We start from the raw sequence: 15,226 nt of genomic DNA, 5'->3' as shown, positions 1-15,226 counted from the left end.
GGGGATTTCATGAACAAGCTCGTGACAGTCACAGGTGCAGAAGGATTTATCGGCTCCCACCTGGTAGAAGCGTTGGTCAGAAGCGGCGTGCGGGTGCGGGCGATGGTGCTGTACAACTCGTTCAACTCCTGGGGCTGGCTGGATCAGTTGCCGCCGGATGTTCTGGAAAACGTGGAGGTCGTGATGGGAGATGTGCGCGACCCGGTCTCGGTCCGTGAGTGCATGCGTGACGCGGAGGTGGTGTACCATCTGGCCGCCCTGATCGCCATTCCGTACTCCTATCAGGCTCCGCATTCCTATGTGCAGACCAACGTGGTGGGCACCCTGAACGTGCTGGAAGCTGCCCGCGACCTGCACACGCCGCGCATCATCCATACCAGTACCAGTGAGGTCTACGGCACGGCCCGTCAGGTGCCGATTCACGAAACGCATCCGTTGCAGGCGCAGTCGCCCTACGCGGCGTCCAAGGTGGGGGCCGATAAACTGGCCGAAAGCTACCACCTCAGCTTCGGCCTGCCGGTGGTCACGCTGCGGCCCTTCAATACCTACGGCCCCCGTCAGTCGGCCCGCGCCGTCATTCCCACCATCATCAGCCAGATCGCGGCCCGCGCCCCGGTGGTCAAGGTCGGCTCTCTGGCCCCCACCCGCGACTTCAACTACGTGTCCGACACGGCCAAGTCCTTCCTGGCGGTGGGCAACGCACAGGCCACCGACGTGGTGGGGCGCACCTTCAATACCGGCACCGGAGTCGAGGTCTCGGTGGGCGAACTGATCGGAGCCATTGCCGACGTGATGGGCCGTCAGGTCGAGGTCGAGCAGGAAACCCAACGCCTGCGCCCCGACGCCTCGGAGGTCATGCGCCTCGTGAGCAACAGCGGGGAACTGCGCCGCGTGACCGGATGGCAGCCCGAATATCCGCTGCGTTCGGGCCTGGAGCGTACCAGCACCTGGTTCCTGGACAGCAGCAATCTCGCCCATTACCGCACCGGAATGTACGTGGTCTAGCGCCTGCTTCTGCCCCTCTGACCGCCCGGCAGTTCCCCCATCTCCCACAGCTCACAGGACACGCCCCACAGGAGGCTCCTATGCACGCAGTTATTTTGGCAGGCGGAAAAGGCACCCGGCTCCTTCCCTACACGACCTGCGTTCCCAAGCCGCTTGTGCCCATCGGTGACCGTTTTTCCATTCTGGAAATCGTGATGCATCAGCTGTCGCATTTTGGATTCCGGCGCGTCACGTTGGCAATCGGGCACATGGGGCCGCTGATCCGGGCCTTCGTGGGCGACGGCGGGCGCTGGGGCCTGGATGTCAATTACCTCGAAGAAACGTCGCCGCTGGGCACCATCGGGCCGCTGCTGGGCGCACTCCATACCCTGCCCGAACACTTTCTGGTCATGAACGGAGACGTGCTGACCGACCTGGATTACGGCAAACTCTTGCGTCAGCACATGGCCTCCAAAGCGCCCGTCACGGTGGCGACCTACGCACGCGAAGTCCGCAGTGAATTTGGAGTGCTGGATATTCAGGAAGGCGAAATCATCCGGTTCCGTGAAAAGCCCGTCTTCGATTTCATGGTGAGCATGGGCATCTACGGTTTTTCGCGCAATACCCTCAAAAACTACGCGCCGGGTCAGCCCTTCGGTTTCGATGATCTGGTGCTGGATCTGCTCGCCAGAGATCAGCATCCGTCCAGCTTCCATTTCAATGGCTACTGGCTCGATATTGGTCGCCCCGAAGACTACGACCGCGCCAATGCAGAGTTCAGTACGCGTCAGGTTCAGCTCATGCCGGGCTTCGCCTCGGGTCAGCCGAGCTTCAATCCCTGTGAAATTCCGGAGGCTGCCGATCTGCGGGCCATGCAGCCCAGCAACTAGGCGGCAGATCATGAGTACTCCTCCGAACCACCGTAAGACAGAGATGACCCGCGTGTTGCTGCTGGGCGGCGGCGGCTTCATCGGCCTGCACATCGGGCGTCGGTTGCGGCAACAGCCCGACCTGCTGACCCTGGTGGGGCCGCCCCGCGCCCAGCTGGATCTGATGCAGGCCAGCGCCTCGGCCTGGGACTGCCTGATCGCGGCGGCCCGTCCGGACGTCATCATCAACGCTGCTGGCCGGGTATCGGGCACGCCGCAGGACCTGTTCGACGGCAATATGCTGGTCGTTTCCGGGTTGCTGGCCAGCCTGAACCGCCTGCAACTGTGGCCCTGGCTGGTGCATCTGGGGTCGGCAGCAGAATACGGCGTCACCGCCCCTGACCGCCCGGTTGAAGAGGACGCGCCCTGCCGTCCGGTCAGCCCTTACGGGGTGGGCAAACTGGCCGCCACCCAGCTGATTCAGGAGGCGCTGCACTGGAACACGGCGCGGGGCGTGGTGTTGCGGGTCTTCAATCCCGTGGGCGCAGGCCAGAGCGGGGCCACCCTTCCAGGCCAGGCGGCGAGCCTGCTGCGTGAAGCCGTGCGCCAATCCAGGAGTGCCGTCAGTTTCGGTGATCTGTCGAGCAGGCGCGATTACGTGGATGTGCGCGACGTGGCCCGCGCCGCCGTGTTCGCCACCCGCCTGGGTCAGCGTCCAGAAGAGTTCTTTTCTTCGGCTTCACGGCCTCCCACGGTGCTGAACGTGGGTTCAGGGCAGGCCCGCCGATCCCGCGACGTGGTCACTGGACTGGCCCAGTTGGCCGGATTCAAGGGCAGCATCACCGAGGTTGCTCCCAGTTCTCCGCGCTCAGGCACCGTGGCGTGCCAGCAGGCCGATATTCAGCGGCTGTGTGCGCTGGGCTGGTCTCCGCACTACACCTTCGAGGACGCCCTGCACGACCTGTGGTATCACCCCTCGCCTCTGGACTGGGACGCGCCTGCTTCACTGCCTTCCACGCCGCTCTCACCCGCATCAAAGGAGTCTACACATGAAAAATTCCGCGTTTAAACATCCAGGGTACAGAAGGGCAGCTCAGGCGCTTCTGAGCGTGACAGGCCTGCTGCTGCTGGGCGGCTGTATGCAGGAAACCAAGACCGCGCAGGCTCCGGCTGACCAGGTTCTGGCCGATGACCAGAGCGCCGATAATTTCAGTCATCTGCAAAATCACCTGCATACGCCCCTGCTCGCGCCGCCTGCCAAGCCCGACGCCCGCAATCTCACGCCATTGCCCGAGATTCGCGGAGGCAAGCCCCGGCTCCCGCTGCAAACCCTGAGTACCACGCCCAATACGAATGTCGTGGCCCTCCGGGTGCTGGTGCTGAGCGCCAACGCGACTGACGGCACCCAGAGCGCCGCGACGACCATGCTGGCGCAGGCGGGTGTGCCCTACGACGTGGTCAATCCCAGTGTGCCGGGTAGCTTTACCGCCAACACCCTGGTGGCCGAAGACGGCACGGGCAAGTATCAGGGCGTGATCCTGACCACGGGAAATCTGGCTTACGAGGCCAGTCCGGGCAACTGGCAGAGTGCGCTGGACTGGGCAGGCTGGAACCTGTTGTGGCAATACGAACAAGACTATGGGGTGCGGCAACTCTCGCTGTACACCTATCCCAGCTCCTGGCCCGAAGATTACGGCCTGCGCGACGCTGGGGCGGCGTCAGCCACCGCCAATCCCAGGCTGACGGCGGCAGGTCAGGGTGTATTTACCGACCTGCGGGCCGGAGTTGCCCTGCCTATCCAGTACGCCTACAACTACCCGGCCACTGTCGCTGCCGTGCCGGGCGTGACCACCACGCCGCTGCTCAGCGACTCGGGCGGGCGGGTGCTGGCGGCCCGCTCGGACACCGCCGGACGCGAACGGCTGGCACTGACCTTTGCCCAGAATCCCGATCTGCTGCACTCCGAGCTGCTGGGGTACAGCCTGGTCAAGTGGGTGACCAAGGGTGTCCATCTGGGCGAATACCGCCGCTTCAATCAACTGGACATAGACGACTGGTTCCTGCCGGGTGACGTTTACAACCCGGTGACCAAAACCGTCAGCCCCGATGCCTTCAGGATCTCGGCCAGCGACGCCATGTCAGTCGCGGTGCAGCAGACGGACCTGCGGGTGCTGTTCCCCGTCTCCAAGGAATTCAAGTTCGCTGTCGTCTATAACGGGGGCGGAGCCAATACCGCCGCGCCCCTGAGCTGCGCCACCAACGCAATCAGTCCAGACCGCCTCAGCAGCATGTCGCGCTGCCTCGCCAATACCTTCGACTGGGTCAGCCATACCCGCGACCACGAGTACATGGACTTCCTGAATTACAACGATTCATATGCACAGCTGCAACCCAACCTGACCATCGGGGCGCAACTGGGTCTGAACATCAGCACCAAGAGCCTGGTCACGGGCGATATGTCGGGACTCGGCTATTACAACCCGGCGGGCGAAGGACTGAAAACGGATTACGGCCTCGGCGCATCCAATACCAGCTTCCTTCTGGCCGCCCAGAACACGGGCACGCGGTATCTGGCCTCCAACCGTTCGGTATCCAGCCAGTGGGATGCGGGCTGCATGAACTGTGGCCTGACGCACCCTCTGAACTCCAATATCTTCTTGATTCCGCGCTGGCCGACCAACGTCTTTTATCATGTGACCACGCCCGCGCAGGCCGTCGGAGCCTACAACTCTGTGTACGGCCCCAACGGCAGCGCCCCGTATTGGCCCGCCGACCTCACCTACGCCCAGTATCTGGACAAAGAAACCGATCTGGCCCTGGGACATGTCCTCAGCGGCAGCGCCTATCCGCACTACATGCATCAGGGCAACCTGCGTCAGCACACCTTGGGCCGCAGTCTCGCCTCCGACTGGGAAACGGCGCTGCTGACCAAATATTCTAAGTACAGTACCCTGCCCCTCAAAACCCTGCGCTGGGACAGCCTCGGAGCCTATATAGAAGCCCGGACCTCCTATATGAAGAGCGGGATGAGCGGCAGCTGGAACCGGACGGCCAAAACCCTGACCCTGCGTTCGGCGGGCGGCGGAGCAGGCTTCGTGACTGGTGCGGCGGCGGGCGGCATCGGCAGCAGCGAAAGCTACAGCGGCAACACCATCAGCACTTTTACGCTGGCAGCAGGCCAGGTCGTCACGGCTCCAGTGCCCTGATATGAGCCGCCTGCGCCCCACGCCAATGCCCAGCTCTGAAACTGCCGAGCGCAACCGCTCCCGGTATGCTCTGGCGCTCTATTACGGCAAGGACGCTCTGCCTCTGCTGACCCGCTATCAGCGGATAGTGGTCCAGCCGGGTCACTTCTCTGCGGCTCAGGTGGGCTGGTTGCGCCAGCGTGGGGTGCAGGTTCTGGCCTACCTGAGCCTCGGAGAGGACGGGAGCGGCCAGCAGCAGGATTGGCTGACAGACGAACCGCCTACCGTCTGGAATACCCGGCTGGTGAATGCCAGTCATCCCCAGTGGCGGGCACAGATTCAGGCACAGGTGCTCCGTGACAGGGCTGTGTTCAGCGGATTTTTTCTGGATACCATCGACTCTGCTTCCCGCGCTTCCCGCCATCTGCGGGCCATGCTGAAGCTCGTACGCCTGGTACGCCAGTGGGCTGGCCCCAAATACCTCTTGATCAACCGGGGCGTCGGCCTGCTTCACCGTCTGCGCGGAGCAGTCAACGGCGTCCTGATAGAAGCTTTTTCCACTACCTGGCAGCCAGCCACAGCCCCACCGACCCGCTCAACCCTGGATCACTCAGTTCTGTCCGCCTCCGCTCTGGACGCTTTAACCGGGGCCTTTTCCAATATTGGGCCGGAGAAGTACCGCGCCTACATCAAACCAGAACTCGACTACACGGCGCAACTCGTGGAACAGGTGCGGCGGCTGGGTCTGGATGTGTTCGCCCTCGACTACGCCGATACACCCCGGCTGCGAAGGTTCGCGCTTCGGCGGGCGGCCAGTTTCGGGATTCCTACCTTTGTCAGTAACCGCGAACTGAGCCTGCCCAACGGATACACACCGCCCAGACGTGCCTCGACCAACGGGCATGGCAGCGCGGGAGCGGGCAGCAATGGAAAGAGAAGCATGCTCTGAAAACCTGGCCGATCCTGGCGACCAACCACTGGTAGTCAGGCAGACAAGATGCGCCCAGCAGACCACGAAGGTCCCTCTGGAGCGCATCTTGTCTGAGAGGTTGGATCAGTTGCAGCTTTCGCGCTTGTAGCCCGACATCGTGCCGCCCGCCAGATTCAGGTCTTTGCGGATCGTATTGATTTTCAGGCTGTTCGACAGAGTGCAGTTCAGGGCAGACTTATACTCCGTGTTCAGGGCCAATTTGCCGCGTTTCACGTACTCGGCCAGTGGAGCGCATTCGCCGTACTGCTGGCATTCCTCATTCAAGATGCCGTCGAATTTCTCGACCATCATCTTGCCCGTGCGGTCTTTGAGCAAAATCTTGTCAGGGCCGTTCTTCTGGAACACGGCCAGACCCAGGGCGTGCGCCTGATCAGCTACCCAGCCGTTGAAGTCGATCTGCTGCTGGGTCGTAATTTTGCCGCCGCTCACGTTCTCGTCGTTTTGCAGGTTGTCGGGTTCGATGGCGGCAAATCCCTTGTCCTTGCACATCTTGAAGCGGTTTTTGAGAATCACGGCCAGCACCGAATTGGGCTTGAATACGTCGGTCACGTCCAGAAAGTACTCGGAGGGCCAATCGGGGTCTTGCTGGATTTTCAGGTAACTGGGGTACTGGCTGGAATCGGGGCGGCCCGGCTCATAGCTGCCGACATCCAGATAGCAGACGGTATACACGCCCTGCGCGTTCAGCTGCGCGACCTTGCCCGCTGAAATATCGAAGCCGTCCACGTCGATCAATTTGACTCCGGCAGGCACGGTCACGTTGCTATCGCTGCCCGCACCGATCTGCCAGTCCCAGGAGACGGTGCCAGTGGGCGGCAATTTGATGCCTGTGGCCAGAGCTGGCGTGGGAGTCGGGGTCGGGGTTGGCGTCGGAGTGGGTGTAGGTGTGGGTGTCGGGGTCGGAGTCGGCGTAACAGGGGTTGGAGCGGGCGCGGTGGTTGTCGCTGGATCAATCAGCAGTTCGTCCACCAGAGTTCCCCGGTTTCCAGTGCGCTCGCCGTTCAGGAAGACCACATTCAGGCGGTCGCCGGGCGCAAGGTTGAACTTACCGAACGAGACGGTGGCGTAGGTGGCCGACTTGATCTCGACCCGCGCCAACTCCTGCCCGCCCCGGCGTAGCGCCACCACCGGGTTGCCCTGATAGGCCTCGGCCAGCGCCTTGATCCGGACCAGATAACTGCCCGCTCTGGTTGCGGCAGGTACGGTAAACCGGACGCTGCTGCCTGTGCTGTACAGTCCCACTGCCTTTCCACCACTGGCTGCCGGGTCATCGATAATTTCTGCATCCCGCAGGGTCCCCGGCTGAACAACTGCCAACGGCTCAAACTGTTCGCCGGAAGCGTCAGCAAAGTGTTCCAGACTGCCCTGCTCAGCCTCGAAGTGTGCTCCGACTGTGCCTGAATTCAGGCTGTCTGGAGAAGGCAGGGAGGTTCCACAGGCGCTCAGCAACGAAGCGGTCGCCAGGAGCATCAGCGGAGCACGGTGGGTTGTCAGGAGATCCATAAACTTCATGAGCGGTAGGCTACAGGCCGTTCAATTATCCGTATAACGAAAAATCTACACCCCTTATTGGATTCTTCTCCTTTCCTCATTGCTTGAGAGAATCGTGTAAAATATATCCTTCCTTCTCATGTAAGAAAAGTGTCAGATATTGTTCCACCTTTTGTGAATGAATAATCCCAAACTTATGAGAATCTTTTTGATACATTATCTAGTCGGTGGCTTATCGGTGTGCATGGAGGGATTTCTATCTAGTGAACTTGTGGCAGCTCTTTATATTTTACGGAAAAGGCTTCTGCATTTTACTGTCATTACAGATGTGTTGAAGATCTGAGCGCCGAACTAAAATATCAGGGATTCTGGGTGTATCCACTTCTTTCCATGAAATTCAAGTTGAAGCCTATTCCTGATCTTGTCGCCCAGGCACAGTAGGTCTGTTTTATTTGTTTTTTTGAACTGCGACATGACTGAGTGCATTTGGCTGCAAGATGGCGTGGAATTTGATGAGGGGCAGCCACCACCTGTGCTGAGCTCTCAGACTGCCTCACACAACCGCTCGGTCCGGGCGCAGATCAAAAACGGGTCAGACCAAATAGGCTCTCTTCATGAAGCAAAAATTAAGGCAGTCTCCGTGGGGTATCGGGGGGGAACTCTCGCTGATGACTCCTCTCTAGTAGCCAAGATGACTGCTCTGGCCTTATCGTCCAGGTCATCACGATCCTTTTATGCGTGTGGTGACCTCCCCAGCAATGTGCCACTCTGAAGAACATTTCGGAGGAGGCAGTGTTGCTCAGCATCCACTTTTGCCGAACCCTGTTCTGAGGAGGACATTGATTATGCGAACCATCAAACTTGGTAGCAGTAACTTGGACGTACCTGTGGTTTCCGTGGGCTGTATGCGCCTCAACAGAATTGAAAAATCAGAGGCACAGCGCTTCGTACAGGGCGCTCTAGATGAAGGCGCAAACTTTTTCGATCACGCCGACATCTACGGGAAGGGTACCTGCGAGGAAATCTTTGCCGAGGCCATCGGCATGAGCCCCAGCGTGCGCGAAAAGATCATTCTGCAATCCAAGTGTGGTATCCGGCCCGGAATGTTCGACTTTTCCAAAGAACATATCCTGGCTTCAGTAGACGGCATCCTGAAGCGCCTGAATACCGATTATCTCGATGTTCTGCTGCTTCACCGCCCAGATACGCTCGTGGAACCTGAAGAAGTGGCCGCAGCCTTTGATGAACTCGAAACGTCCGGAAAAGTCCGTCATTTCGGTGTCTCCAACCAGCACCCGCGCCAGATGGATCTGCTCAGGAAGTATGTCCGCCAGCCAATTGTCGCCAATCAACTGCAACTGAGCATCACCAACGCCACCATGATCACCAACGGGTTCAACGTGAATATGGAAAACGACGCGGCAGTCAACCGTGACGGTGGTGTGCTCGATTACTGCCGTCTGCACGACATCACCATTCAGCCCTGGTCGCCCTTTCAGTTCGGATTTTTTGAAGGGGTCTTCCTCGACAACGCCAAATTTCCCGAACTAAACGCCAAGATTGATGAGTTGGCAACCAAGTACAGCGTTGCCAATACCACGATTGCGATGGCTTGGCTGCTGCGTCATCCTGCCAAAATGCAGCCCGTGACCGGTACCATGAATCTTCAGCGCCTCAAGGATTGCTGCAAGGCCAGTGAAATCCACCTGACCCGCGAGGAATGGTACGGAATTTTGCGGGCAGCAGGGAACGTCTTGCCCTGAATCCTCTTTAGCCCTTTGACTCTGATGCCGCCCACAGCGCCCGCGCCACTGCCTGCGCTCGTTGGGCGGCTCCTGATTTGCGGGCGCTGTGCGCTGAGGCCAAGACGTAATTTTTCGCTACTCGCTTCACTCAGCTCAGGATGAACTGCGATCCGCTTAACTTCACTCTCCCGGCAGGCCCGGTTTCTCACCCCGAAAAACGTCCTTTCCGGGGTGTTTCTGGAGCTGTACCACCTGCCCGGTGCGGGCGCTCTGATAGATGGCGTCCATGATCCGCTGATCCTGCACCCCCTCTTCCCCCGGCGTCCAGGGGGTTTTGCCGTCTCTGACCCGCTCGGCAAAATGATCGACTTCCAGTCCGAACTGATCGTAGCTGCCAAAAGCTGGAATGGTCTGGCCGCCTGGATCGGTCAGGGTCAGGCTGAGGCCCGTGTAGCTGAAGGCCGGGTCCATCAGTGCGCTCCCTCCCTCGCCCAGCACGCGCAATGTGGTCGTTTTGTGCGCTCCGTAACTGGTCAGGGCGTTGGCGATGATGCCGTCCGGAAAGCCCAGCATGAACGATACCGACTCCTCCACCTCGCGGAATCGGGGATCGTCTGTGGGCTGCCGCAGCGCGGCAAAAACCCATTCCGGCTCGGTGGCGAGGATAAACCGCAGGATATTCAGGCTGTACAGGCCCACATCGGGCAGAGGGCCGCCACCTGCCAGGTCAAGCTTCATGCGCCACGCTTCGGGGTCGGTTTCGACCTGCACATGGATGGAATCCAGCAACTTGACCTGCCCCAGCTTTCCGCCCTGCACGGCGTCGCGGGCGGCCCAGTGGTGCGGCGTGTACTGGCAGCGGTAGGCCGTCATCAGTTGCACCCCGGCGGCGCTGCAGGCGTCCACCATTGCCTGCGCGTCCTCGGCATTTACCGACAGCGGTTTTTCGCACAGCACATGCTTGCCCATGCGGGCGGCCCGCTCGGTGTACTCACGGTGCAGGCTGTTGGGCAACACGATATACACGCCGTCCACATCATCCCGGTCTTTCAGCGCCTCGAAATCCTCGTAGGCGTACACGTCGGCGTCGGTCAGATCGAAGGCACGGGCAAAGGCGCGGCCCTCCTCCAGATCAGAGGTGACCAGCGCGGCAACGCGGGCGTGCTGGCTGGTGCGAATGGCCGGAATCAGTTCCTCGGCACTCAGTTTGCCCAGTCCGACGATAGCCAGTCCTACACGGTGCTGCACGGCTTCGGGTTCAGGGAGGTCAGGTTTCAGAGGCATCCTTCACGCTAAAGCGGCGGCCTGGGCGTTGGTCATGTGGCGTCTGAACGCGCCTTTACCCTCGGTTGCTTCTGTATGAACTGGCCGTCTATAGGGATCGATTGACCCCAAATTAGCCTCAAACTCACATTCTGACCGCTATGCTGGAACTAGGGGATGCACTCCCCGCAGTCCTGTCCCGTTTCACGTCATCCACATTCCTATTCACATTTCGCCGCACAACAGGAGAACCGATGAGCTTTCTCAACAAACTCAAGGCCATGGGCAGTCAGGCAGGCAAGGAAGCGCAGGATACCTGGAGCCGTTTTAACAACACCGCGTTTGCTGATGCGACGATGGCTGCATGTGCCCTGATCGGCGCGGCAGACGGCAAAATCGATCAGCAGGAGCGCACCCGAACCGCCCAATTTATTACCACCAGCGATAAACTCAAAGCGTTCAACGTGGCCGACCTGAAAACCAAATACGACGCGTTTTGCGACAAGATCACGGCAGATTTCGACTTCGGCAAGATCGAACTCATGCAGGTGATCGGGCGTGTGGCAGGCAAACAGGATCAGGCCCGTGCGGTGGTACAGCTCGCTCTGGTCATCGCCAATGCTGACGGCGAGTTCAGCGCTGAAGAGCAGAAAGTGGTGCGAGACGTAATTTTCGGTCTCAAGCTCAGCCCCGCCGAATTCGGTCTCTGAGCGTCAGCGACGCTACGGATGAGTGTCAGATGTCAAAACACCGTCCCGGCTTTGAATTTTCTCAATTGTAATTGACAGAACGCTTCGGCGGCGGCAAGCTAGAAGCTGAGTCTCAACTTTCAGCGCTGTTATCACTTGGCGTTTTCCCTATTTCAGTTTCACACCCACTTCAGGAGGGCAGCATGGCAGTATCACTTTCCAAAGGCGGCAACGTTTCTCTTTCCAAAGAAGCTCCCGGTCTCACCGCCATCGTCATCGGCCTCGGCTGGGATCCCCGCGCCACCGACGGCAAGCAGTTCGACCTTGACGCCAGTGCGTTCATGCTCAAAGACGACGCCAAAGTACGTGCCGACGGCGACTTCATTTTCTACAACAACAAGACTTCTTCCGACGGCAGCGTGACCCACAACGGCGACAACCTGACGGGCGAAGGCAGCGGCGACGACGAGACGCTCGACATCGACCTGACCAAAGTTCCCGCTGAAGTGCAGAAAGTGGCGGTCTGCGTGACCATCGACCAGGCCGATACGCGCGGTCAGAGCTTCGGTCAGGTGGGCAACGCCTACATCCGCGTTCTGAACAAGGCCAACGGCAGCGAAATCGCTCGCTACGACCTGTCTGAAGACGCCTCGACCGATACCGCCATGATCTTCGGTGAGGTCTACCGTAACGGGGCCGACTGGAAATTCAAGGCTGTCGGTCAGGGCTATGCAGGTGGCCTCGCGCCGCTGGCCCGCAATTACGGCGTCAACGTCTAGAGCCGTTTTCCGAAAGCGGGTGGGGCTGCTTGGCCTCCGCCCGCTTTTTGGCTCTCACAGCCCACCGGAACGCAGTAACGACGCCTAGTTCGCACTCCGAAAGGAACCCATGCAGACCTTCCAGACTGGACAAAAATCACCTCTGAGTACCCTCACTCCCCAGACAACCCTCACCCTCAGCGTCCGGGTCACTGGCCCCGCACCTGAATACGACCTGATTCTGTTTGGCCTGGATGCGGCGGGCAAGCTGAGCGATGACCGCTACATGGTGTTTTTCAACCAGCCGCAAAGTCCAGAAGGGGCACTGAACATGCAGAGCGGTGCCCGCAGCGAAAAAGTGTTTCAGATCGATCTGGCGCGGCTGCCTGCCTCGGTGCGCCGCCTGAGCCTCGCCTCTACGGTGGATCAGGGATCATTTGCGGCCATAGACCACGCCGAGGTGACCCTCAGCAGCAGCGCGGGGCAACACCTGACCTACCGCGTCACCGGGCGAGATTTTCAGCAGCAGCGGGCGATCATGCTGCTGGACGTGTATTTCAAGGATGTATGGCGGGTCGGTGCTGTCGGTCAGGGCTTCAACGGTGGTCTGGACGCACTGGTCAAGCATTTTGGCGGCACGGTACAGGACTCGCCGCTGGCACGGCCTCCAGTGCCGCCGTCTGTGCCCGTTCCCCCTCCTGTACCCGCTGCCGCCCCCGTGTCTGCTCCCCCACCGCCCGCACCCACCATCAGTCTGCAAAAAATTACGCTGGACAAGCAGGGCCAGAGCACCAAGATTTCTCTACGTAAGGACGGCGGCCAGGACCCCATCCGTGTCAATCTGAACTGGGAGCGCGGCGGCAGCAAGGGCGGATTCCTGGGCTTCGGCGCGACGGCGGGTGCTGACCTTGATCTGGGCTGCATGTTCGTGCTCAACAATGGGCAGATGGGCGTGATTCAGTCGCTTGGCAATAACTTCGGCTCAGACCGGTTCGAGCCGTACATCATGCTGGACAAGGATGACCGCACCGGGGCCGCCACCGACGGCGAAAACCTGATCATCTTCCGGCCCGACCTGATTCACACGGTGCTGATCTTTGCCTTCATCTATGAGGGAACCAGTGATTTTACCCGTGTGGGCACACACCTGACCCTCAAAGACCCTCGGGGCAACGAGATCACGGTGCGCCTGAGCAATCCCGACATGCGCCGGACCTTTTGTGCCATTGCCAACATCGAGAACGTGGGGGGCGATATCAAAATTACCAAGGAAGAACGCTATTTCAGTGACCACTCCACCTGTGACGAGCACTACGGCTTCGGCTTTCGCTGGTCGGCAGGCAGCAAATGACGGCGCTGACTGCCGGGCAACGCCTGCCCCTCGCCACTCTGGGCGTGGGCACCAGCTTTACCGTTCAGGTCAATTGCACCCTTGGCGGCACCGACATTACCGCCTTCGGTCTCAAAGACGGCAAGCTGAGCGATGACCGCTACATGGTGTTTTTCAACCAACCCAAGAGTCCGGAAGGAGCTTTGGCGCTGACCGCTCAGGGCGTGGATACGGCGTTCAGCGTCAACCTCGCGGCCCTGCCTGCCGACATCACCGAGGTGTATTTCACGGCCACGCACGACACGACTCCGGTGGGTCAGGCCGGGGCGTTGTCGGTTTCGTTGGGCAGCGCCACCTTCGACGTGAAGCCGCACCTGAAGGCCGAAAAAGCCGTGATGCTGGTGCGTCTCTACCGTCATCAGGGTGACTGGCGACTGGCAACGGTGGCGCAGGGGTTCGACGGCGGTCTGGACGCACTGGTACGGCATTTCGGCGGCGAGGTGGCCGAGGCTGCCGCACCCGCTGCTGCCCCAGCGCCCACGCCCGTCAACCTCAAAAAAGAACGTCAGCGCGTGCTGCTGGAAAAGGCCGAACGTGAGCAGCCTCAACTCGTCAGCCTGATCAAGGCCGCCAGCGTGAGTCTGGAAAAACGTGGTCTGGATGATGCCCGCTACCGGGTCAAACTGGTGCTGGACATCAGCGGCAGCATGTACGACGAGTACCGCTCAGGGTCGGTGCAGGCGCTGGCAGAACGTGCTTTGGCGTTGGCCGCCCGCCTGGACGATGACGGTGAGGTCGAAGTGTATCTGTTCGGCGTGAGGGCACAGCGCAAGGGGGCCATGTCGCTGGGCAATGTGGGCGGCTTTGTGCAGCGCATGAACATCGAGCTGGAAGGAGGAACCCATTACAGCCCGGTGATGACGATGGTACGCGAGGATGCCCGCAAGGAAGGCCACGACCTGCCCACGCTGGTGCTGTTTATCACCGATGGGGGCAGCAGCAACCGCCCAGCGGTAGAAAAACAGATGATCGAAGCGTCCAGTGAGCCGATTTTCTGGAAATTCATGGGCATCGAAGCGGGCCGGGTAGACTTCGACTTTCTGGAAAAGCTGGACGACCTGAAAGGCAGGCGCGTGGACAACGCCGACTTTTTCCGTGTGCCCGCACCCATCCGCATCCCCGACGGCGAACTTTTTGAACTGCTCGTCAATGAACTCGATTCGTGGCAGCGCGACGCCAAGCAGCAGGGCATCTTGCGCTGAAGCCAGCGTTCCCATCTCTTCTCTTTCTCTCTGGAGGCAACATCATGGCTATTTCACTGCAAAAAGGGCAACAGATCAGTCTTGCCAAGGAAGCTGGTCCCTCGCTGGGCGTGGTTCGCATGGGTCTGGGCTGGGACGCCATCAAGAAGAAGGGATTCCTCGGCTTTGGCGGCGGTCAGGTGGCCGTTGATCTCGACGCCAACGCCCTGCTGTTCGATGCACAGGGCAACCTCGTGGACGCCGTGTGGTTCCGGCAACTGCAAAGCAAGGACGGCAGTATTCGCCACAGCGGAGACAACCGCACCGGCGCGGGCGACGGCGACGACGAAACCATTACGGTGGACCTGGCTCGCCTGCCCGCCAACGTGGTCACGGTGATTTTTAGCGTCAACAACTACACCGGGCAGGATTTCAGCCAGATCGAAAACGCCTATTGCCGCCTCGTGAATACGCAGGGCGAGAAGGAAATCGCTCGCTATAACCTGTCGGCGCAGGGCGGCCACAGCGCCATGATTCTGGCGAGCCTGAAACGCCAGGGCAACGACTGGACGATGACCGCCATCGGCACCACCTCACGCGGGCGCACCTATAACGACAACTTGCCGGATATGCGAGCTTATTTGTAAACAAAGCAAGCACAATAGTTTGAACGGACGTCT

13 protein-coding genes are annotated in these 15,226 nt (G+C 60.2%); 11 read left to right on the top strand and 2 right to left on the bottom strand.

Annotated elements, in window-relative coordinates:
• Window positions 1-9: 9 nt before the first annotated feature.
• The 5 genes from F561_RS0102630 (at window position 10) to F561_RS0102610 (ending at window position 5,987) form a co-directional block, all read left to right on the top strand.
• Complete coding sequence (locus tag F561_RS0102630) at window positions 10-1,005, top strand: GDP-mannose 4,6-dehydratase (protein WP_019008386.1); 996 nt, start codon at window positions 10-12, stop codon at window positions 1,003-1,005.
• Between the two features lie 80 nt (window positions 1,006-1,085).
• Window positions 1,086-1,874, top strand: coding sequence for a nucleotidyltransferase family protein (locus F561_RS0102625; protein ID WP_019008385.1), 789 nt, complete (start codon window positions 1,086-1,088; stop codon window positions 1,872-1,874).
• A 10-nt stretch (window positions 1,875-1,884) separates the two neighbouring features.
• Window positions 1,885-2,922, top strand: a complete 1,038-nt coding sequence (locus tag F561_RS24595) for an NAD-dependent epimerase/dehydratase family protein (protein WP_083922259.1) — start codon at window positions 1,885-1,887, stop codon at window positions 2,920-2,922.
• The gene (locus tag F561_RS24590) at window positions 2,903-5,059 is read left to right on the top strand and encodes an Agd3-related carbohydrate-binding protein (protein WP_083922258.1); all 2,157 of its coding nucleotides are present in this window, start codon (window positions 2,903-2,905) and stop codon (window positions 5,057-5,059) included. The genes F561_RS24595 and F561_RS24590 overlap by 20 nt, the downstream gene beginning before the upstream one ends.
• Window position 5,060: 1 nt before the next feature.
• On the top strand, window positions 5,061-5,987 hold the full coding sequence (locus F561_RS0102610; RefSeq protein WP_019008382.1) for an endo alpha-1,4 polygalactosaminidase: 927 nt from the start codon (window positions 5,061-5,063) through the stop codon (window positions 5,985-5,987).
• Window positions 5,988-6,092: 105 nt separating this feature from the next.
• Here the strand turns inward: F561_RS0102610 and F561_RS29605 are convergent, their stop codons facing one another.
• On the bottom strand, window positions 6,093-7,541 hold the full coding sequence (locus F561_RS29605) for an endo alpha-1,4 polygalactosaminidase (RefSeq protein ID WP_019008381.1): 1,449 nt from the start codon (window positions 7,539-7,541) through the stop codon (window positions 6,093-6,095).
• Window positions 7,542-8,254: 713 nt separating this feature from the next.
• On the opposite strand from F561_RS29605, the gene F561_RS0102600 reads away from it, so the two are divergent.
• On the top strand, window positions 8,255-9,283 hold the full coding sequence (locus tag F561_RS0102600; protein ID WP_245556411.1) for an aldo/keto reductase: 1,029 nt from the start codon (window positions 8,255-8,257) through the stop codon (window positions 9,281-9,283).
• Between the two features lie 162 nt (window positions 9,284-9,445).
• On the opposite strand, the gene F561_RS0102595 is transcribed toward F561_RS0102600, so the two are convergent.
• On the bottom strand, window positions 9,446-10,549 hold the full coding sequence (locus tag F561_RS0102595) for a Gfo/Idh/MocA family protein (RefSeq protein ID WP_019008379.1): 1,104 nt from the start codon (window positions 10,547-10,549) through the stop codon (window positions 9,446-9,448).
• A 233-nt stretch (window positions 10,550-10,782) separates the two neighbouring features.
• Between F561_RS0102595 and F561_RS0102590 the strand changes: the two genes are divergently transcribed.
• The 5 genes from F561_RS0102590 (at window position 10,783) to F561_RS0102570 (ending at window position 15,193) form a co-directional block, all read left to right on the top strand.
• The gene (locus F561_RS0102590; protein ID WP_019008378.1) at window positions 10,783-11,238 is read left to right on the top strand and encodes a tellurite resistance TerB family protein; all 456 of its coding nucleotides are present in this window, start codon (window positions 10,783-10,785) and stop codon (window positions 11,236-11,238) included.
• 182 nt (window positions 11,239-11,420) lie between these two features.
• On the top strand, window positions 11,421-11,996 hold the full coding sequence (locus F561_RS0102585; RefSeq protein ID WP_019008377.1) for a TerD family protein: 576 nt from the start codon (window positions 11,421-11,423) through the stop codon (window positions 11,994-11,996).
• Between the two features lie 109 nt (window positions 11,997-12,105).
• Window positions 12,106-13,326 carry a TerD family protein gene (locus F561_RS0102580; protein ID WP_019008376.1) on the top strand — a complete coding sequence of 407 codons (1,221 nt, stop codon included), beginning with the start codon at window positions 12,106-12,108 and terminating at the stop codon, window positions 13,324-13,326.
• Window positions 13,323-14,567, top strand: coding sequence for a VWA domain-containing protein (locus F561_RS0102575; RefSeq protein WP_019008375.1), 1,245 nt, complete (start codon window positions 13,323-13,325; stop codon window positions 14,565-14,567). Before F561_RS0102580 ends, F561_RS0102575 begins: the two co-directional genes overlap by 4 nt.
• A 44-nt stretch (window positions 14,568-14,611) precedes the next feature.
• A complete protein-coding gene (locus tag F561_RS0102570; RefSeq protein ID WP_019008374.1) occupies window positions 14,612-15,193 on the top strand; it encodes a TerD family protein in 582 nt (193 codons plus the stop codon).
• Window positions 15,194-15,226: the final 33 nt, after the last annotated feature.

Origin of the sequence: Deinococcus aquatilis DSM 23025 (assembly GCF_000378445.1) — a bacterium.
Taxonomy (GTDB): domain Bacteria; phylum Deinococcota; class Deinococci; order Deinococcales; family Deinococcaceae; genus Deinococcus; species Deinococcus aquatilis.
Note: the sequence above shows the minus strand (reverse complement) of the source record. Positions and strands in the feature narration are given on the sequence as shown.

Bases quoted from the DNA above. Each gene is read 5' to 3' on its own strand.
- F561_RS0102630 (WP_019008386.1), top strand. From the start codon at position 10: ATGAACAAGCTCGTGACAGTCACAGGTGCAGAAGGATTTATCGGCTCC.
- F561_RS0102625 (WP_019008385.1), top strand. From the start codon at position 1,086: ATGCACGCAGTTATTTTGGCAGGCGGAAAAGGCACCCGGCTCCTTCCC.
- F561_RS24595 (WP_083922259.1), top strand. From the start codon at position 1,885: ATGAGTACTCCTCCGAACCACCGTAAGACAGAGATGACCCGCGTGTTG.
- F561_RS24590 (WP_083922258.1), top strand. From the start codon at position 2,903: ATGAAAAATTCCGCGTTTAAACATCCAGGGTACAGAAGGGCAGCTCAG.
- F561_RS0102610 (WP_019008382.1), top strand. From the start codon at position 5,061: ATGAGCCGCCTGCGCCCCACGCCAATGCCCAGCTCTGAAACTGCCGAG.
- F561_RS29605 (WP_019008381.1), bottom strand. From the start codon at position 7,541: ATGAAGTTTATGGATCTCCTGACAACCCACCGTGCTCCGCTGATGCTC.
- F561_RS0102600 (WP_245556411.1), top strand. From the start codon at position 8,255: ATGCGTGTGGTGACCTCCCCAGCAATGTGCCACTCTGAAGAACATTTC.
- F561_RS0102595 (WP_019008379.1), bottom strand. From the start codon at position 10,549: ATGCCTCTGAAACCTGACCTCCCTGAACCCGAAGCCGTGCAGCACCGT.
- F561_RS0102590 (WP_019008378.1), top strand. From the start codon at position 10,783: ATGAGCTTTCTCAACAAACTCAAGGCCATGGGCAGTCAGGCAGGCAAG.
- F561_RS0102585 (WP_019008377.1), top strand. From the start codon at position 11,421: ATGGCAGTATCACTTTCCAAAGGCGGCAACGTTTCTCTTTCCAAAGAA.
- F561_RS0102580 (WP_019008376.1), top strand. From the start codon at position 12,106: ATGCAGACCTTCCAGACTGGACAAAAATCACCTCTGAGTACCCTCACT.
- F561_RS0102575 (WP_019008375.1), top strand. From the start codon at position 13,323: ATGACGGCGCTGACTGCCGGGCAACGCCTGCCCCTCGCCACTCTGGGC.
- F561_RS0102570 (WP_019008374.1), top strand. From the start codon at position 14,612: ATGGCTATTTCACTGCAAAAAGGGCAACAGATCAGTCTTGCCAAGGAA.